Genomic DNA, 16,932 nt, shown 5'->3' with positions numbered 1-16,932 from the left:
CTGGACCGGAGCCGGGGTCCTCGGGGCCGGGACACGCGGGTGTCACTGGCCCGTCCGGACGATGGGGACGACGCCGAGCGGGCCCGGCGCCTCAGGGCCGCGGGTCGGCGTCCCCGGCGGGGCTCCCGCCGGGCAGCAGGGCGACGAGGGCGTCGCGCAGCGCCGGGCGGCGGCCGGTCATGAAGCGGTGCAGCGTGCGCGAGGCGAAGGCCACCCGCTGGGCGCTGCGGCGGCGCTCGGCGTCGTAGGCGCGCAGGGCGGCGGGCAGCCGCTCCGGCCCGGCCGCCGCCACGGCGCGGGTCAGGGCCTCCGCGTCGAGGAGGGCCGTGCAGGCGCCCTGGCCGAGGTGGGGCGTCATGGCGTGGGCGGCGTCGCCGACGAGGGCGACCCGGCCGGCGGCGGTGAAGGCAGGGAGCGCCGGGTAGAGGTGGCGCAGCTCGTACCGGATCCACTCGGCCGGGTCGCCTTCGGCCAGGATGCGCGGGATCGGGTCGTGCCACCCGGCGAAGGCCGCCCGCAGCTGTTCGGCGGGGCCGGTGGTGGAGGAGGCCGGGAAGGGGCCGGGGAGGGTGGCGTACCAGTTGGTGCGCCCCGGCTCCACCGGGGTCGTCCCGAAGAAGCGGCCCGCACCCCAGGTCTCCCCGTACCGGCCGGCCTCGAATCCGGCGGTGCCGATCCAGGCGACCGTGCCGAGTCCGCGCGGGCGGCTGCGGTGGCCGAAACAGGCGGTGCGAACGGCGCTGTTGATGCCGTCGGCGCCGACGACGAGGTCGGCGTCGAGGGCGGCCGGGTCGGTGAGGTGCTGCCCGTAGGCGATCCCCGCGCCGCCGGGCCCGTCCGGGCCGTTGAGCAGGATGTCCATCAGATAGGGCCGCGATATCAGGAGTTCGGGTCGACCTGCCTTCCGTTCGATCCGTTCGAGCGGGAGGGCGGCCAGGACCGTGCCGTCGGGGCGCCGGATCCGGGCTGCACGGTAGGGCACTGCGCGGGCCCGCAGGGCGTCGCCCAGGCCGAGGCGGTCGAGCGCGGCCTGGGCGGTGGGGTGGATGCCGAAGGCCGTCCCGTAGCCGTCGAGGGCGCTGCGGCGTTCCAGGACGGCCACCTCCCAGCCCGCCCGGCGCAGGCCGACGGCCACGGCCAGCCCGCCGACCCCGGCTCCGACGACGACGGCCCTGCCCCTGCCCGTGCCCCTGCTCCTGCCCGTGGTGCGTCCCATGGCGATCCCTTCGCCTTCAGCGTGCGCGACCGGCCGTCCACCACATCCGTGGTGCCACACCTGTGGTACCACGGATGTGGTTATCCTGGCCAGGTGAATCCGGAACGGAGGGACCGGCTGCGGGATGCCGCCGTCGGGGTGCTCGCGGAAGCCGGCGGACGCGGGCTGACGCACCGGGCGGTCGATGCGGCCGCGGCGGTGCCCGCCGGTACCGCCAAGAACTACTTCCCCACGCGTGACGCACTGCTGCGGGCCGTGGCCGAACGGTGCCTGGAGCAGTACCGGGACCTGGCCGCGGCACTGACGGGACCCGGCCCCGCCGACGCCGGGGAGTTGGCGGCGCTGCTCGCCGCAATGCTCCACGACGTCCGCGGGCCGGGCCGCAGGCGCCTCCTGGCCTACCAGGAACTCCGGACGGAAGCGGCCCGGCAGCCCTGGCTGGGCGCCCTGCTCGACCCGATCGGCGCGGCCGACTTCGCCGCACACGCGGAGCTGCTGCGCTCCGCCGGGCTGCTCGGCGGGCCGGAGCAGGCCCGCACCCTGACGCTCGCCCTGCACGGGGCCCTCCTGCACCTGCTGGCCGACTCCCCCGGCACACTGGCCGCCGCCGGCCTCGACGACCTGGACGGCTTCGCCCGCGGCCTGGTCGCCGCCCTGCGCCGGGAAGAGCCGAGATGACCACGCGGCTCGACCGGGCCGTGGGCGCCGTCCTCGGCTCGGCCGCCGGGGACGCCCTGGGGGCCCCGTACGAGTTCGGCCCCGCGGGCCGACTTGCCGCGGGCGGAACGGAGATGCGCGGGGGCGGCGGCTGGGATCCCGGCGAGGCCACGGACGACACGCAGATGGCCGTCCTGGTGGCGGAGTCCCTGCTGGAGTGCGGCGGGCTCGAACTGCCCGACGTCTTCGACCGGTTCCGGCGGTGGGCCGCGGGGGAGCCCAAGGACATCGGACTCCAGACCGAGGCGGTGCTGACGAGCGGCGACCCGTGGGACACGGCTGCCGCCCTGCACTTTCAGGTCAACATCCGGGCGGCGGGCAATGGTTCGCTGATGCGGGCCGCCACCTCGGCGGTGTACTTCGCCGCCGCCGGCCGGGAGCGGAGCATGGCCGCGGCCCGGCGGATCGCCGCCCTGACCCACGGCGACCGGGCCGCATGGGAGGGGACGGCCCTGCTGCACGAGCTGGTACGGGCGGCCCTGGACGGCGCCGATCCGCTGGCCGCCCTCCCCGGGGCGCTGGCCGCGGTGCACCCGGACCACCGTGAGCGGTACGGCCGGGTGCTGGACCCCGACTGGCACCCGGACCTGGCCACCGAGTTCAACGGCGCGGTCTGGCCCTGCCTGGGCTCGGCCGTCTGGGCCGTGCGGACGACCGGGGGGTTCGCGGAGGCCGTCCGGGCAGCCGTGGACCTGGGCGGGGACACCGACACGGTGGCGGCCGTGACGGGAGCGCTCGCCGGGGCCCGGTACGGACAGGACGCGGTACCGGAGCAGTGGACCGGCCCCCTGCACGTCCCGCTGCCCGGCCACGGAGGCCGTGTGCTGGACGCCGGCGACCTGCGGGAGCTGGCCCGCCGGCTGGCGGAGGCCGGCCCGGGGGGCCGCTAGTGCCGTGACCGGAGAGGTGTGCCGGGTCGCGGCGTCCGGTGCGGTTCATCGCAAGGCGGAGGCCATGTCTCGTACCGGACGTGCGGGGTCCGACAACGCCGCGAGGTACCGTGCCGGGCCGCCGCGACCCGGTGAACCTCTCCGGTCAGCGGCACTAGGCGACGACGGCGCCCCGGCCGGCGAGGAGGCGGCCCTCCGCGTAGGCGAAGGCGGCGGCCGGCAGGTCCTCCTGGCGGCCGCTGCGCAGGACCGTCAGGGTGCCGGTGGCGGGCGGGCCGGGCTCGGGCCGGGCGCCGATGCGGCGCAGCGCCTGGACGGCGACGGCGTCGGCGGAGCCGTGGAAGGTGAGGCCGGCGCCGCCGGTCCGGTCGGCGAGGGCGGCCCGGATGGCCGTCTCGACCAGTTCGTAGTGGGTGCAGCCGAGGACCACGTCCGTGACCTCGGCGGGGGTGAGGGCGGCGGCCGCGGCCACGGCGGCGGTGACGGCTGCCCCGTCCGCGTGCTCCACCGCGTCGGCGAGCCCGGGGCAGGGCACCTCGGTCACGGGGACTCCGTCGGCGAAGTCGCGGATCAGTGCGCGCTGGTAGGGGCTGCCCGTGGTGGCGGGGGTGGCCCAGATGGCCACGCGGCCGCGGCCGGCGGCGGCGGGTTTGATCGCCGGGACGGTCCCGATGACGGGGATTGCGGGCTCCAGCTCGGCCCGCAGCGTCGGCAGGGCGTGCACGGTGGCGGTGTTGCAGGCCACGATGAGCGCGTCGGGCCGGTGGGCCGCGGCGGCCCGGGCGACGGACAGCGCCCGTCCGGTGAGCGAGGCGGGGGTCCGCGGCCCCCAGGGCATTCCGTCGGGGTCGGAGGACAGCAGCAGATCGGCGTCCGGCCGCAGCCGCCGCATCGCGGCGGCCGCCGCGAGGAGGCCGATTCCGGAGTCCATGAGCGCGATCTTCACGCGGCCACCTTAGTCGACACCCCTGCGGGCACCGGCCCGGTCCGGCCGCCCGGGGCGCCGTCCGGCCACCGGGCAGCCCTCCGCCGGGGGCCCTCCGCCGGGGGCCTTCCGCCGGGAGCCCGCGGCGCGCGGGGCCGCGCGGGTGCGCGACAGCCGGGGCGCAGCGCGGGACACTGCCGCCATGGGGACCCTTCTCGCCGTCTGTGCCGCCTGCGCCTCCCTCGGCGCCTGGCTCTGGCTGACCTTCGCGCAGGGCATGTTCTGGCGTACCGACGTGCGTCTGCCGCCGCGCGCCGCACCGGCCCGGTGGCCTTCGGTCGCGATCGTCGTCCCGGCCCGGGACGAGGCGCAGGTGCTGCCGTACAGCCTGCCCTCCCTCATCGCCCAGGACTATCCCGGTGAGGCCGAGGTGATCCTGGTCGACGACGGCAGCACGGACGGCACCGGCGAGCTCGCGCGGCGGCTGTCCCACGAGCAGCCCGGGCTGCCCCTGACGGTCGTCTCCCCCGGTGACCCCGGCCCCGGCTGGACCGGAAAGCTGTGGGCGCTGCGGCACGGGATCGCGCTCGCCCGTACCGCGCACGCCGATGAGCCCGAGTACCTGCTGCTCACGGACGCCGACATCGCGCACGAGCCCGACAGCCTCCGCGAACTGGTGGCCGCCGCGACCTCCGCCGACCTCGACCTGGTGTCCCAGATGGCGCGGCTGCGCACGGTGGGCTTCTGGGAGCGGCTCGTCGTCCCGGCCTTCGTCTACTTCTTCGCCCAGCTCTACCCGTTCCGCCGGATCAACCGCCCGGGCTCCCGCACCGCGGCGGCCGCGGGCGGCTGCGTCCTGCTGCGCACCGCCACCGCCGTCCGGGCGGGCGTGCCCGACTCCATCCGGCAGGCCGTCATCGACGACGTGTCGCTCGCCCGCGCGGTCCAGGGCGCCGGCGGCCGGATCTGGCTCGGGCTCGCGGAGCGGGTGGACAGCGTGCGCCCGTACCCGGCCCTCGCCGACCTGTGGCGGATGGTTGCGCGCAGCGCGTACGCGCAACTGCGCCACCGGCCGGCGCTGCTGGCCGGCACGGTCGCCGGGCTGGTCCTCGTCTACCTGGTGCCGCCGGCGGCGCTGCTCGGCGGGCTGGGAGCCGGCCGGCCGGTCCTCGCCTGGGCCGGCGGCCTGGCCTGGCTGCTGATGGCGGGCACCTACCTGCCGATGGTGCGCCACTACCGCCAGCCCGCGGCGCTGGCGCTGCTGCTCCCCTTCACGGCACTGCTGTACCTGCTGATGACCGTCGACTCGGCCGTCCGCCACTACCAGGGCCGCGGGGCCGCCTGGAAGGGACGGACCTACGCCCGCCCGAGCGACGCCTGACGCGGTGAACTGCGGTGCTCAAGGGCGTTCTGCGAGGTCATCGCGTGGTGACGGTGCGTCAACAGCAAGTCGGTGCACGGCACAACGGATGAGTACGAGTAGGAGCAAGATGGGGCGGAAGTGGCGAATCGTGCACGTGATCGCCCAGGGGAACCTGGGGTTCTGACCTGCGAATATGCAGGTCAGGGCGGTGTTGGTCACACCTCGCTATGGACCCCGTGAAGTCGTGGGCTTAACTTAGGTCCCATGACCTCCCCCCGCTCCACTTATGGCGGCGGTTACTACTCCGCGCCCTCCTTCCCGGACACCCCCATCTACGACTCCCTCGTCGCCGAACGCGGGACCCCGCAGATCGCCCCGATCCGCGTCCCCGCCGCCTACGACTCCCCGAGTGCCGGGTATTCGAGCGGCGGGTACCTGCCGGCCCTCGCCTCCTCCCTGCCCGCGCTGCCCCCGGCCATGCCCCAGCAGCAGGCCCCGGCGTACGGCTACCCGTACCAGCAGCAGGCAGCGCCGCAGCCGATGCCCCTGCAGCACGCCCCTGCGCCGTACATCCCCCAGCAGCAGCCCGTCGCAGCCCGCGCCGGGTACGTGCCGCACCCCCAGCAGCAGCAGCCCCGCCCGGTCGCCGCGGGCACCGGGTACGAGGCCATGCGCCCCGCCGCGCCGCGCCCCGCACAGGCCCAGGCTCCGGGAGCCCTGTACGAGGACCCGTACGGCCGCCCGTACCAGGGGCGCGGCTACTGACCGACCCGCCGGACACACCCACTGGGGAGGCACCGGGGGCGGCTGGCAGGATGCCCCCATGGCGAATCTGTATGTCCAGGCGCTCCACATGCACCCCGTCAAGTCGCTGGCGGGGACCGCCCCCGGCGAGGCGGTCGTGGAGCCCTGGGGCCTGTCCGGGGACCGGCGGTGGGCGCTGGTGGACGCCGGGGGCACGGTCATCACCCAGCGCCAGCAGCCGCGCCTCGCCCTGGCCTCGGCCCGTCCGGCCGGGGGCGGGGCGGTCGCGGTGTCCGCGCCGGGCATGGCCGAACTGGTCGTGGAGGTGCCTGTGCACGGGAGGCTGGAGCCGGTCCTCCTGTTCGGCAAGAAGGTCCCGACCGTGGCCGCGGCCGGCGCCGCGGCCGACTGGTTCGGCGCCTACCTCGGGGTCCCCGCACGGCTCGTGCACCTGGACGATCCGGCCGTACGCCGGCCCGTGGACCCGCACTACGCACTGCCGGGCGAAACCGTGAGCCTGGCCGACGGCTATCCCCTGCTGGCCACCACCCTCGCCTCGTTGGAGGCACTGAACGCGCTGATCGCGCAGGGGGACCATCCGCAGGAGGGCCCGCTGCCCATGGACCGGTTCCGGCCCAGCGTGGTGGTCGGCGGCGGAGAGCCGTGGGCCGAGGACGCCTGGGAGCGCCTCGCCATCGGCGACGCCGTCTTCCGCGGGGTACGCGAGTGCGGCAGGTGCATCGTCACCACCACCGACCAGCGCACGGCGCGGCGGGGCAAGGAGCCGCTGGCGACGCTGGCCCGGCACCGGCGGATCGGCACGTCGCTGGCCTTCGGCAGACAGCTGGTGCCGGTGCGGCCGGGCACCGTGCGCGTGGGGGACGAAGTCCGCGTCCTGGGATGACTCCCCACGAACACCCCTGCGGGAATGACACCTTCGAGGGGCTCTCGAGAACGACTGGAACCAACGTGCACGGCAGGGCCGTTGGATCAACCGAGGCCTTGCACACCCGTGACGCGTCATGAGGGAGTGGGGCCTGCCGGGACGGTGCGTCGACCGCGCACCGGACCGGGACGGCAGCAGGACTGACGGACAGACGGGGGCGAGGGGGAGCCGGACCGTGCGGACAGTGATGGGTGTATGGCGCTGGCGGCGCAATCCGCTGCGCAGACCGACCGACCTCGTCGAGGCCTGGGTGGCCTTCGCCGCCCTGGTGTGCCTGCTGGTGGTGGCCCCTGCCGTGGGCTGCCTCGCGGGAATCCGGGTGGACAGCACGCTGCAGCAGGCGGCGCGGGAGCAGCAGCAGGAGCGGTACCTCGTGCCGGCGACGGTGGTGCGCCGGGCTCCCGCGTCACTCGCGGGCGCCTCGGCCGACCCGTCGGCGCAGCAGCAGGCCCCGGAGCGCACGCCGATCGTGGCATCCTGGACGGCGCCCGACGGCAGCCCGCACGAGGGCACGGTGCCGGCCGCGGAGGAACCCCCGCGCCCCGGCGACCGGTTCCGGATCTGGACCGACACGCACGGCCGGGTGGTGGGACAGCCGCTCGACCCGTCCTCGGCCTCCTTCCATGCGGGCGTGGCGGGTCTGGCGGCCGCCATCTGCGCGGCCGTGCTGGTGGAGACGGTCCGGCGGCTGGTCGTACGCCGGCTCATGCATCGGCGGTACATATGTCTGGACCGTGCGTGGGCGGCGGCCGGACCGGACTGGGGCCGGGCGGGTGCGGGCAGCTGACCTGGCAACTCACCGGCTCCGCGCGCGCTACGGTGGGACGGCCAGATCAGTCGGCTTCGTGCGGCTCCGGTCGCTGCGACAGCGTGAGGACGAGGGTGGGGGCACGACAGCACCATGGCTCAGGGCACGGTCCAGGTGACGCACGGCGGCACATCGCGGTGGCGGCGCCGCTCCGGTGAGTATCCGACGCTGACCGCCGCGCTGGCCGTCGCGGGCGACGGGGACGTCCTGTCCATCGCGCCCGGCACCTACCGGGAGAACCTGGTGCTGCACCACGCCGTCACCCTGCGCGGCCCCGAGGGCGGGCTCGGGTCGGTGCGGATCGCCCCGCTCGACGGTATCGCGCTGACCGTGCGCGCCTCGGCCGTGGTCCAGGACCTGCACCTGGAGGGGCAGGACCGGGCTGCTCCCGCGCTGCTCGTTGAGGACGGCGCACCGGAGCTGACCGACCTGCGGGTGCAGACCCGCTCGGCGGCCGGGATCGAGGTCCGCGGCAGCGGGGCCCGGCCCCTGGTGCGGCGGTGCACCGTCGAGAATCCGACCGGGGTCGGCATCGCCGTACTGGACGGCGGCGGCGGGGTGTTCGAGGAGTGCGAGGTGGTGGCCGCCGGACAGAGCGGGATCGCGGTCCGCGGCGGCGGCCACCCGCGGCTGGAGCGCTGCCGGGTCCACCACGCCACGGGCGCGGGCATCGCGGTGACCGGCGAGGGCTCGGGCCTGGAGGCGCTGGGCTGCGAGGTCTACGAGATCAAGGGAGCCGGAGTACAGGTGGCCGCGCGGGCCACGGCCCGCCTCACGGACTGCGCCGTGCACCGCACCTCGGCGGACGGCGTCACCCTGGACACCGACGCGGTGCTGATGCTGGCCGGCTGCGACATCCACGACATCCCGGAGAACGCGGTGGACCTGCGGTCCCGTTCGGTGCTCACGCTCAGCCGCACCACGGTGCGCCGGTTCGGGCGCAACGGCCTGTCGGTGTGGGACCCGGGCACCCGGGTCGACGCGGAGTCCTGCGAGATCCACGACAGTACGGGCGACTACCCGGCGGTGTGGATCAGCGACGGGGCCACGGCCTCACTGCACGCCTGCCGGGTCCACGACGTTCCGGACGCGGTGTTCGTGCTGGACCGCGGTTCGCGCGCCGACGTGGTGGACAGCGACCTGTCCCAGGTGCGCAACACGGCCGTCTCGGTCAGCGACGGGGCCACCGCCCAGCTCGACGACTGCCGTATTCGGGAGGCGGCGACGGGCGCATGGTTCCGCGACCACGGCAGCGGCGGCACCCTCGCGAACTGCACCGTCGACGCCGTCCAGACCGGTGTGATCGTCACCAAGGGCGCCGATCCCACGCTGGAGCGGTGCACGGTCAGCTCCCCCGCCGAGGCCGGGTTCTACGTGTCGGCCGGCGGCCGCGGCACCTTCACCGCCTGCCGGGTCACCGACAGTTCCGGTTTCGGCTTCCACGTCCTCGACGGCTGCCGCACCACGCTCACGCGCTGCCACACCGAGCGGTGCGCGCGCGGGGGCTACGAGTTCGCCGAGGACGGCCCCCTCGCGCAGGAGTGCACGAGCGACGGGTCGGGTGCCCGGTCGGCCGCCCAGGCGGCGGGCGCCTCGGCCGGAGCGCAGCCCGCGATCCGGACGGCCACCGCGGCGCAGAGCGCCGTACCGGGTGCGTCGGCCATGCCCGCGCCCCGGCCCGCCGACCTGCCGGACGACCCGGCGGCGGGAGGGCCCGTACGGGGTTCCGGCGAGGTCCTGGGCCAGCTCGACGCCCTGGTCGGGCTGGAGAGCGTCAAGCGCGAGGTGCGTGCGCTGACCGACATGATCGAGGTGGGCCGGCGCAGGCAGCAGGCCGGGCTCAAAGCGGCTTCGGTCCGGCGCCATCTGGTCTTCACGGGCTCCCCCGGCACCGGCAAGACCACGGTGGCCCGGCTGTACGGGGAGATCCTCGCCTCCCTCGGGGTGCTGGAGCGCGGGCACCTGGTCGAGGTCTCCCGGGTGGACCTGGTCGGCGAGCACATCGGGTCCACGGCGATCCGTACGCAGGAGGCCTTCGAACGGGCGCGTGGCGGGGTGCTGTTCATCGACGAGGCGTACGCGCTGGCTCCGGAGGACTCGGGGCGGGACTTCGGGCGCGAGGCGATCGACACGCTGGTGAAGCTGATGGAGGACCACCGGGACGCAGTGGTGGTGATCGTCGCCGGGTACACGGCGGAGATGGAGCGGTTCCTGACCGTGAACCCCGGGGTGGCGTCCCGGTTCTCACGGACGATCACCTTCGGCGACTACGGCCCGCAGGAGCTGCTGCGGATCGTGGAGCAGCAGGCCGAGGAGCACGAGTACCGGCTGGGCGAGGGCACGGCCGAGGCACTGCTGGACTACTTCACGCAGCTGCCCAAGGGCCCGGCCTTCGGCAACGGCCGCACCGCGCGCCAGACCTTCGAGTCGATGGTCGAACGGCACGCGGGACGGGTGGCGCAGCTGTCGGAGCCGAACAAGGACGAGCTCACCCTGCTGTTCCCGGCGGATCTGCCCCTGCTGCCGGCCGTGGGCGCTCCGTGCTGAGCCGCTGACCGGGCACGTCCGTCCCGTCCGGCGCCTGCGGCACCTGCGGCCCGCCCGCCCGCTCGGGTGGCTGCGGTCGCTGCGGTCCGGGCCGGCCTGCCGGACCGTCCGGGCCGTGTTGCGGGCCGTGCGGTACGGCGGCGCGTGCGGACTCGGCGAGCCGGCTGAGCAGGGCGTCGCGTTCGGCGGCGAAGGCAGGGTCCGCCTGGTAGTCGGAGTGGCCGAGGATCGGGGCGGGCAGCGGATGGCGGGCGCTGCGCCCGTAGGCGACCGGATCCGCGAGCGGGCCGCGGTCGACGCGCTCCGCGGTGCCGGGGAACACCGGTCCCCCGATGGGGTCGGTGGCCCGCCACAGGTTCCGCCAGCAGTCGACCTCCCGGTGCAGTACGGCGAGCGGGCCGGGGCCGAAGTGGGCGGGGAACCAGCGTCCGTAGAGCCGGCTGATCGGTGATCCGTAGGTGAGCAGGGCCACCCGCCGGCGGACCACCGACGGCAGCTGCCAGACGGCGGCCGCGGCGAGCACGCTGCCCTGGGAGTGTCCGGAGATCACCAGGCGGCCGCCCGTGCGGACGGTCCAGCCGGCCATCCGCCACGTCAGGTCGGGTACGGCCCGCTCGGCGTAGCAGGGCGGTGCGAACGGGTGGGCGGCGCGCGGCCAGAAGGTGCCCACGTCCCACAGGATCCCTATGGTGCGGCGGGCCGCGGGGTCCCGGTAGGCGCGGCGCCCCCAGGCGACGAAGAGCACGAACCCGAAGCCGACGAGCCAGGAACCGGTGTCCTGGGCGGCTCGGGCGGCGGTCTCCCACAGCGGGTGGGTGCCGCGGGCGGCCTCCCCGGGGACCTTCCCGCTGGCCCAGGCTCCGGCGAGGGCGCCGGCGCCGAGCAGCAGGGTGATGCCGGAGACGGTTGCCACGAACCAGGGCGCGGAGTCGGTGAGCGCGGCGGCGGCCCGGGCTCCGGCGATGTGCCGGCTGCGGGCGAGGTCGGGCGGCGCCCCCGGGTACTCGGCGGCGACGGCCCGGGCGAGTTCGCGCCGGGCCCGGGCGCCGCGCCCGGCGAACCAGGCGGCGAGCAGGGCAAGGACCAGGAGCATCGGGGGCAGTACGGCGGCCTGCCAGGACAGCAGGACGGGCGGTCCGGGCAGCGGCGCGCCGGCCATCCCGGGGGTGGCTCCCCCGTCGAGCCAGTCGGCGACGCGCTGGGCGACCCCGCCGGACATCACCCCGCCGAGGGCGCAGCCCAGCACCGCGATGGCGGGCCCGCCGAGGCCGCGCAGGGCGGCGGCGGGATCGGGTGCCCGGTGGTACAGGTGCGCGGCGGCCGCGGCGAGGGCGAGGACGCACAGGCCCTGGCCCAGCATGAGGGCTCCGAAGGCGAAGTCGCCCGGGAGCCGCCCCGCCGGGGCCCAGCCGGGCCGCGACCATCCGGCGTGCAGGAGCACGGCGAGGAGGAGCGCGAGGGCGGCGCCCGGCAGCAGGGTGACGGCGGCGCGGTCGAGGTGGTGGTCGGGCCGGGCCTCGGTGCGGCCGCGGCGGCACACGACCCAGGCCACCGACAAGGCTCCGGCGCACAGCAGTGCCTCCAGTACCCAGCCCAGGGCCTCCAGTACCGGGGCGTCGGCGCGGCGGTCGTGGCGGGCGGTGGGCAGGGCGACCGCGGCGGCGACGGTGAGCAGCCCGGCGGCGGTGTGGGCGGCGCGGAGCCGGGCCACGAGCCTGCGTCCGTACCAGAACCCGGGGCGGCCGAGGGCGGGAACGGCGTCGGAGGCGGGGTCGGGCGGAGTCCGGGGGCCGGCGAAGCCGTCGGGGGGCTGCTGGGACTCGTACGCGCTCCACGTCCGGTTCGACAGGTACCAGAGGAGCCCGGTCAGGGCGGCCGGGACCAGCGCACCGAGCGCGAGGCGGCGGCCGGGCTGCGACCACCAGCCGTCCCGCAGGAAGGTGAGCCAGCCATGGCGGCCGGCGCAGGATCCGGAGCCCGCGCACTGCCAGGCGACCAGGTCGAGGGCGACCTCGCAGGCGGCGGCCACCAGGAGCACGGTGAGGCTGAGGGCGAGGATCCGCACGAGGACTCCGTACGCGCGCACTGCGCGGCGGGCCGGGCGGGGGGCGGGGGCGGCCGGGCGGGCCCAGTGGGCCAGGTTGACGACCATGAAGGGCAGGAGCAGCAGCCACAGGGCGCGGGCGCCGTTGCCGGAGGTGAGCCGGGACCAGCAGTAGGCCTCCGGGACGGGCCGGGCCGCGTACCGCTCGGGGTGCTCTTCGGCGTCGACGTCCTCGGTGCGGCGGAATACGGCGGCGGTGGAGTCCCCCGTGACGCGGACGGTGCGCGGGTCGCCGAGGAGTTCGCCGGGGGTGGCGCCGCCGACCCCGTGGACCAGCAGTTCCAGGGCGAGGGGAGGGACGGCGGCGGGGGGCGGGGCGGGCGTCAGGGGGGTGCTGGCAGGCGTCAGGGGGGTGCTGGTTTCCGGGCTGTCCGGCACGGCGGGCTCCGCTCGCGGGGCGGTGTGTGCGCGGTACATCATCCCGTGCAGGACACGGCCGGGCCAAGCCCCCCGCGGCCGATTCCCCCTGCGGAGCGGACATCTGACGGCGGCACGGTTAGGGTGGCCCGCATTCGCGCTCCGGACTCCGCGTGCCGGGGCAACGCCGCAGGAGGTACCCCCATGGCTCGCCGACTCCGTCCGGTGGGACTGGACTTCGCCGAGGAGGCGCCGGTCCGCCTGGTCTTCACGGCGGGTACGGCGGCGCCGCCGCAGGACGTGTACCGGGCCCTGGCCCAGGAGGTGGAGGACTGGCCGCGGTGGTTCGGGGCGGTCACCCTGGCCCGCCCTGCGCACGGCGGGGCCGGACGGGAGATCCGGCTGCGGGGCGGGGTCCGCTTCCAGGAGACGGTCATGACGGCGGACCCGGAGCAGCGCTACGCGTACCGGGTGGACGAGACCAACGCCCCCGGGGTGCGGGCCCTGTTGGAGGAGTGGCGGCTGGTCCCGGACGGTACGGGAACGCGCGTGCGCTGGACCTTCGCCGCCGACGGCCCGGCCCCCTTCCGGCTGGCGCTCAGGGCCGCCCGTCCGGGCCTGGGCCAGGCGTTCCGCACGGCCGTGCGCACTCTGGACCGCCGCCTCACCGCGGGTGGCGGGTCGGGCCGGTAGCCCCCGTCCGGTCGGACGGGCGACCTCCGGCCGGTGCACGGCTCGTCGTCCGGTCCGACGGGCCGACCTCCGGCCGGTGCACGGCTCGTGCCGCGGGGTCGGCCGCGGGGTCGGGCCCGGGCGGTCAGGTCCCGGCCGGTCAGGAGGCCGGTCAGGCGGCCGGTTCGCGCCAGACGCCGCTCGCCAGCAGGGTGTCGAGGGTCGCGGCGTACGGGGCGATGTCGAGCCCCTGGGCCGCCAGCCACTCGTCGGAGTAGTACTTGTCGAGGTAGCGGTCGCCCGGGTCGCACAGCAGGGTGACGACACTGCCCTTGCGGCCCTCCGCCGCCATCTCCGAGACGATCTTCAGTGCGCTCCACAGGCCGGTGCCGGTCGAACCGCCCGCCTTGCGGCCGATGGCCGCCTCCAGCGCCCGGCAGGCGGCGACGCTTGCCGCGTCCGGGACCTTCATCATCCGGTCGATGGCACCGGGGACGAAGCTCGGCTCCATCCGCGGCCGGCCGATGCCCTCGATGCGGGAGCCGCAGTCGCTGCTCGCATGGGGGTCGTGGCGGGTCCAGCCGTCGAAGAAGCAGGAGTTCTCCGGGTCGGGGACGCACACGCGGGTGTCGTGCTGCATGTAGTGCACGTAGCGGGCGATGGTCGCGGAGGTGCCGCCGGTGCCCGCCGTGGCGACGATCCAGGAGGGCTCGGGGTAGCGCTCCAGGCGCAGCTGCTGATAAATCGATTCTGCGATGTTGTTGTTGCCGCGCCAGTCGGTGGCCCGCTCCGCGTAGGTGAACTGGTCCATGTAGTGCCCGCCGGTGCGGGCCGCGAGCTCGGCCGACTCCTCGTACATCTTCATCGGATCGTCCACGAAGTGGCATTCGCCGCCGTGGAATTCGATCAGCCGGCACTTCTCCGGGCTGGTCGTGCGGGGCATGACGGCGATGAACCGGACGCCGATCAGCTTGGCGAAGTACGCCTCGGAGACGGCGGTGGAACCGGAGGAGGCCTCGATGACCGGGCGGCCCGGGCGGATCCAGCCGTTGCAGAGGGCGTACAGGAAGAGCGAACGGGCGAGTCGGTGTTTGAGGGAGCCCGTCGGATGCGTGGACTCGTCCTTGAGGTAGAGGTCGATGCCCCAGGCCTCGGGGAGCGGGAAGCGCAGCAAGTGGGTGTCGGCGGAGCGGTTGGCGTCCGCCTGCACCTTCCGGACGGCTTCCTTCAGCCAGGCGCGGTAGTCCGCGTCGCTGCGGTCGACGTCGGCGGTCGTGGCAGTCGTACGGGTCGTGCTCATGCGCCGTGCTCCTTCGTGTGCTTCTTTTCGCCCCCTGCTTTCGCAATGTACCTCCCTCACCTGCGCAAACAGTCACTTTGGGTTTCCATGCGGATCGCTTTCGGTCGCGTTCGGTTGCACTGTGGCGCACCGTGGGTGACCCTGGTGGAGCATTACCGAGGGTGCAGCACCCGTAACACTCATGTCGGGGAGTCGCAGCCGTGATCAGTCATTCCCGCAGGCACTGCGTCGTCGAACTGCAGGCCTTGCCGTCGCGGATAGGCCAGATCCGCAGAATCGTTTCTGCGCAATTGCGCCACTGGCAGCTCGATCCGCTCATCGACCGGGCCGCGCTCGGCGTGACGGAACTGCTCAGCAATGTCCACCGCCACGCGCAACCGGACAAGACCTGCATCGTGGAGATCGAGCTCCGCCTCGGGCGGCTGACCGTCTCGGTCTTCGACAGCGATCCCCGGCTCCCGGAGCTGCGGGACACGCGTCCGGGGTCCCTGGAGACCTGTGGACGCGGTCTGGCGCTGGTCGCCGCGGTCAGCGAGGCCTGGGGCGCCCGGCTCCAGGGCGACGGCCCCGGCAAAGTGGTCTGGTTCTCGCTGCGCGCGCAGCCCGCGCACTCGGCGCCCCCGCACCCGGTGTCGATCGGCGCGAAACCCGTACGGGAACCGGCGCGGACGGTGGTCGTGGCCGTGGAACCCGGGGCCGCCCCGGCGGCCGTACCGGTGGCCGCGTCGGTCGGCGCGTCGGTCGGCGCGTCGGTTGGTGCGTCGGTCGCCGCGTCGGTTGGCGCGTCGGCCGGCGCCCGCCCGGGCTGAGCCGTCTCTGCCGCGCCGCGCTGAACCGTCTCTCCCAGGCAGGGCACGAACCGGGACGGGCACGAGCGGGGACGGCCACGAACCGGGACGGGTGGTCGGGGCGGCCGGGGCCGTCCGGCCGGCCCGGCGCCGGTCGGCCGAGGGCCTGGGGCGCCGGCCGGCCTGACCAGCCTGACCGGCCTGACCAGCCTGACCGGCCCAGCCGGCAGGACGTCGCCTAGGCCGCCGCGCCCAGGGTGCCCAGCGGGTCGTCGAGCACCGGCTGCCAGGCGAGTTCCGCCGCGCCGACCAGGCTGTTGTGGTCCAGGGTGCAGGGCAGGATCGGCACGCCGCCGCTGCGCCCCCACAGGCTCCGGTCGGCGACCACCGCGCGCAGCCGCTCCGGGTCGGCGTCCAGCAGTTCCCGGTGCAGGCCGCCCAGGATGATCCGGTCCGGGTTCAGGATGTTCACCAGGCCGGCGAGGCCCAGCCCGAGACGGTCGATGAGCTCCTCGGCGGCCGCCCGTACCGCCGGCTCCGCGTACTCCCCGCGCAGCAGCTCGCGGGCCTGCTGGAGCAGCGACACCTCGGGGCCGGGCGTGCGGCCCGCCGCGGTCAGGAAGGCCAGCGGATCCGCCTCCACGTCCAGGCAGCCGCGGCTTCCGCAGTGGCAGGCGCGCCCCTCCGGGTTGACCGTGAGGTGGCCGACCTCCAGGGCCAGCCCCGAACTGCCGCTGTGCAGGCGCCCGTCCAGCACCAGCGCCCCGCCGACACCCCGGTGCCCCGTGGCCACGCAGAGCAGGTGCTGGGCGCTGCGGCCCGCGCCGTGCCGGTGCTCGGCCAGCGCCGCGAGGTTGACGTCGTTGCCGGTCAGCGCGGGGCCGTCGATGCCGGCCTCCTTCACGCACTCGGCGAAGATGGCCCGTACAGGCGAACCGGCGGGCCAGGCCAGGTGCAGCGGGTTCAGCGCGGTGCCGTCCGGCTCGGCCACGGCCGAGGGCACCGCGAGTCCCGCGCCGATGCAGCGCCGGCCGGTGCGGTCGAGCAGTTCCGCGCCCGCCCGCACCACCGCGCCGAGGACCTGGGCCGGGTCGGCGGAGACCGTGACCTTGCCGGGGGCGGTGGCCACGATCCGGCCGCCGAGGCCGACCAGCGCGGCCCGGAAACCGTCCGAGTGCACCTGAGCGGCCAGCGCCACCGGGCCGTTCTCGTCCACGGACAACCGGTGCGAGGGGCGGCCCTGGGTGCCGCCTCCACCCGCGCCGCCGGGCCGGGAGTCGACCCGGATGAGCCCCAGCGCCTCCAGCTCGGCGGCGACGGCCCCGGCCGTGGCGCGGGTGACGCCCAGCTCGGCCGTCAGGACCGCCCGGGTCGGGGCCCGGCCGGTGTGGACGAGCTCCAGCGCCGGGCCGAGCGCGCCCCGGCCCCGTTCCAGTCTGGTCCTCGTGGAACTCGTGGAAGCACTGGACACCGTGGTCACGTCCCCCACCCGCGGCGGGGCCCCGTTGCCGTTCATGACAGCGATCCTCGCACGCCCGGAGGGCCCCGGACGCCC

General features: G+C 75.6%; 14 protein-coding genes. 9 read left to right on the top strand and 5 right to left on the bottom strand.

The window, feature by feature from the left end; all coding sequences use genetic code 11:
* Positions 1–91 precede the first annotated feature (91 nt).
* Positions 92–1,216, bottom strand: coding sequence for an FAD-dependent oxidoreductase (locus tag ACLJTM_RS07765; protein ID WP_411102676.1), 1,125 nt, complete (start codon positions 1,214–1,216; stop codon positions 92–94).
* 93 nt (positions 1,217–1,309) lie between these two features.
* Between ACLJTM_RS07765 and ACLJTM_RS07760 the strand changes: the two genes are divergently transcribed.
* Complete coding sequence (locus tag ACLJTM_RS07760; RefSeq protein ID WP_411102675.1) at positions 1,310–1,894, top strand: TetR/AcrR family transcriptional regulator; 585 nt, start codon at positions 1,310–1,312, stop codon at positions 1,892–1,894.
* Positions 1,891–2,823 carry an ADP-ribosylglycohydrolase family protein gene (locus tag ACLJTM_RS07755; protein ID WP_411102674.1) on the top strand — a complete coding sequence of 311 codons (933 nt, stop codon included), beginning with the start codon at positions 1,891–1,893 and terminating at the stop codon, positions 2,821–2,823. Before ACLJTM_RS07760 ends, ACLJTM_RS07755 begins: the two co-directional genes overlap by 4 nt.
* A 154-nt stretch (positions 2,824–2,977) precedes the next feature.
* Here ACLJTM_RS07755 and ACLJTM_RS07750 read toward each other — a convergent pair whose 3' ends face one another.
* The gene (locus ACLJTM_RS07750; protein ID WP_411102673.1) at positions 2,978–3,769 is read right to left on the bottom strand and encodes a glutamate racemase; all 792 of its coding nucleotides are present in this window, start codon (positions 3,767–3,769) and stop codon (positions 2,978–2,980) included.
* Between the two features lie 181 nt (positions 3,770–3,950).
* Here ACLJTM_RS07750 and ACLJTM_RS07745 point away from each other — a divergent pair, with 181 nt between their 5' ends.
* The 5 genes from ACLJTM_RS07745 (at position 3,951) to ACLJTM_RS07725 (ending at position 10,156) form a co-directional block, all read left to right on the top strand.
* Positions 3,951–5,129: a glycosyltransferase gene (locus ACLJTM_RS07745; protein WP_411102672.1), complete on the top strand. Its 1,179-nt coding sequence runs from the start codon at positions 3,951–3,953 to the stop codon at positions 5,127–5,129.
* Positions 5,130–5,375: 246 nt separating this feature from the next.
* On the top strand, positions 5,376–5,876 hold the full coding sequence (locus ACLJTM_RS07740; RefSeq protein ID WP_411102671.1) for a DUF6643 family protein: 501 nt from the start codon (positions 5,376–5,378) through the stop codon (positions 5,874–5,876).
* A gap of 58 nt (positions 5,877–5,934) precedes the next feature.
* Positions 5,935–6,759, top strand: coding sequence for an MOSC domain-containing protein (locus ACLJTM_RS07735; protein WP_411102670.1), 825 nt, complete (start codon positions 5,935–5,937; stop codon positions 6,757–6,759).
* A gap of 217 nt (positions 6,760–6,976) precedes the next feature.
* On the top strand, positions 6,977–7,588 hold the full coding sequence (locus ACLJTM_RS07730) for a hypothetical protein (RefSeq protein WP_411102669.1): 612 nt from the start codon (positions 6,977–6,979) through the stop codon (positions 7,586–7,588).
* Positions 7,589–7,702: 114 nt separating this feature from the next.
* Positions 7,703–10,156, top strand: coding sequence for a right-handed parallel beta-helix repeat-containing protein (locus ACLJTM_RS07725; RefSeq protein WP_411102668.1), 2,454 nt, complete (start codon positions 7,703–7,705; stop codon positions 10,154–10,156).
* Here ACLJTM_RS07725 and ACLJTM_RS07720 read toward each other — a convergent pair.
* Positions 10,098–12,677, bottom strand: coding sequence for a hypothetical protein (locus ACLJTM_RS07720; RefSeq protein WP_411103266.1), 2,580 nt, complete (start codon positions 12,675–12,677; stop codon positions 10,098–10,100). The two genes, ACLJTM_RS07725 and ACLJTM_RS07720, sit on opposite strands and share 59 nt — an antisense overlap.
* Positions 12,678–12,821: 144 nt before the next feature.
* Here ACLJTM_RS07720 and ACLJTM_RS07715 point away from each other — a divergent pair, with 144 nt between their 5' ends.
* A complete protein-coding gene (locus ACLJTM_RS07715; RefSeq protein WP_411102667.1) occupies positions 12,822–13,310 on the top strand; it encodes an SRPBCC family protein in 489 nt (162 codons plus the stop codon).
* Between the two features lie 151 nt (positions 13,311–13,461).
* Here the strand turns inward: ACLJTM_RS07715 and ACLJTM_RS07710 are convergent, their stop codons facing one another.
* On the bottom strand, positions 13,462–14,589 hold the full coding sequence (locus tag ACLJTM_RS07710; protein WP_411102666.1) for a PLP-dependent cysteine synthase family protein: 1,128 nt from the start codon (positions 14,587–14,589) through the stop codon (positions 13,462–13,464).
* 200 nt (positions 14,590–14,789) lie between these two features.
* Between ACLJTM_RS07710 and ACLJTM_RS07705 the strand changes: the two genes are divergently transcribed.
* Positions 14,790–15,398 (top strand): ATP-binding protein, encoded by a 609-nt coding sequence (locus ACLJTM_RS07705; RefSeq protein ID WP_411102665.1) that lies wholly within the window; start codon positions 14,790–14,792, stop codon positions 15,396–15,398.
* 217 nt (positions 15,399–15,615) lie between these two features.
* Here ACLJTM_RS07705 and ACLJTM_RS07700 read toward each other — a convergent pair whose 3' ends face one another.
* The gene (locus ACLJTM_RS07700) at positions 15,616–16,893 is read right to left on the bottom strand and encodes an ROK family protein (RefSeq protein WP_411102664.1); all 1,278 of its coding nucleotides are present in this window, start codon (positions 16,891–16,893) and stop codon (positions 15,616–15,618) included.
* Positions 16,894–16,932 lie beyond the last annotated feature (39 nt).

The organism is Streptomyces sp. cmx-4-9 (assembly GCF_046548835.1).
Lineage (GTDB): Bacteria > Actinomycetota > Actinomycetes > Streptomycetales > Streptomycetaceae > Streptomyces.
The sequence above is the reverse complement of the archived record's forward strand: the minus strand, read 5'-3'. Positions and strand labels throughout refer to the sequence as shown.

Bases quoted from the DNA above. Each gene is read 5' to 3' on its own strand.
- ACLJTM_RS07715 (WP_411102667.1), top strand. From the start codon at position 12,822: ATGGCTCGCCGACTCCGTCCGGTGGGACTGGACTTCGCCGAGGAGGCG.
- ACLJTM_RS07735 (WP_411102670.1), top strand. From the start codon at position 5,935: ATGGCGAATCTGTATGTCCAGGCGCTCCACATGCACCCCGTCAAGTCG.
- ACLJTM_RS07745 (WP_411102672.1), top strand. From the start codon at position 3,951: ATGGGGACCCTTCTCGCCGTCTGTGCCGCCTGCGCCTCCCTCGGCGCC.
- ACLJTM_RS07720 (WP_411103266.1), bottom strand. From the start codon at position 12,677: ATGTACCGCGCACACACCGCCCCGCGAGCGGAGCCCGCCGTGCCGGAC.
- ACLJTM_RS07710 (WP_411102666.1), bottom strand. From the start codon at position 14,589: ATGAGCACGACCCGTACGACTGCCACGACCGCCGACGTCGACCGCAGC.
- ACLJTM_RS07740 (WP_411102671.1), top strand. From the start codon at position 5,376: ATGACCTCCCCCCGCTCCACTTATGGCGGCGGTTACTACTCCGCGCCC.
- ACLJTM_RS07725 (WP_411102668.1), top strand. From the start codon at position 7,703: ATGGCTCAGGGCACGGTCCAGGTGACGCACGGCGGCACATCGCGGTGG.
- ACLJTM_RS07765 (WP_411102676.1), bottom strand. From the start codon at position 1,216: ATGGGACGCACCACGGGCAGGAGCAGGGGCACGGGCAGGGGCAGGGCC.
- ACLJTM_RS07700 (WP_411102664.1), bottom strand. From the start codon at position 16,893: ATGAACGGCAACGGGGCCCCGCCGCGGGTGGGGGACGTGACCACGGTG.
- ACLJTM_RS07755 (WP_411102674.1), top strand. From the start codon at position 1,891: ATGACCACGCGGCTCGACCGGGCCGTGGGCGCCGTCCTCGGCTCGGCC.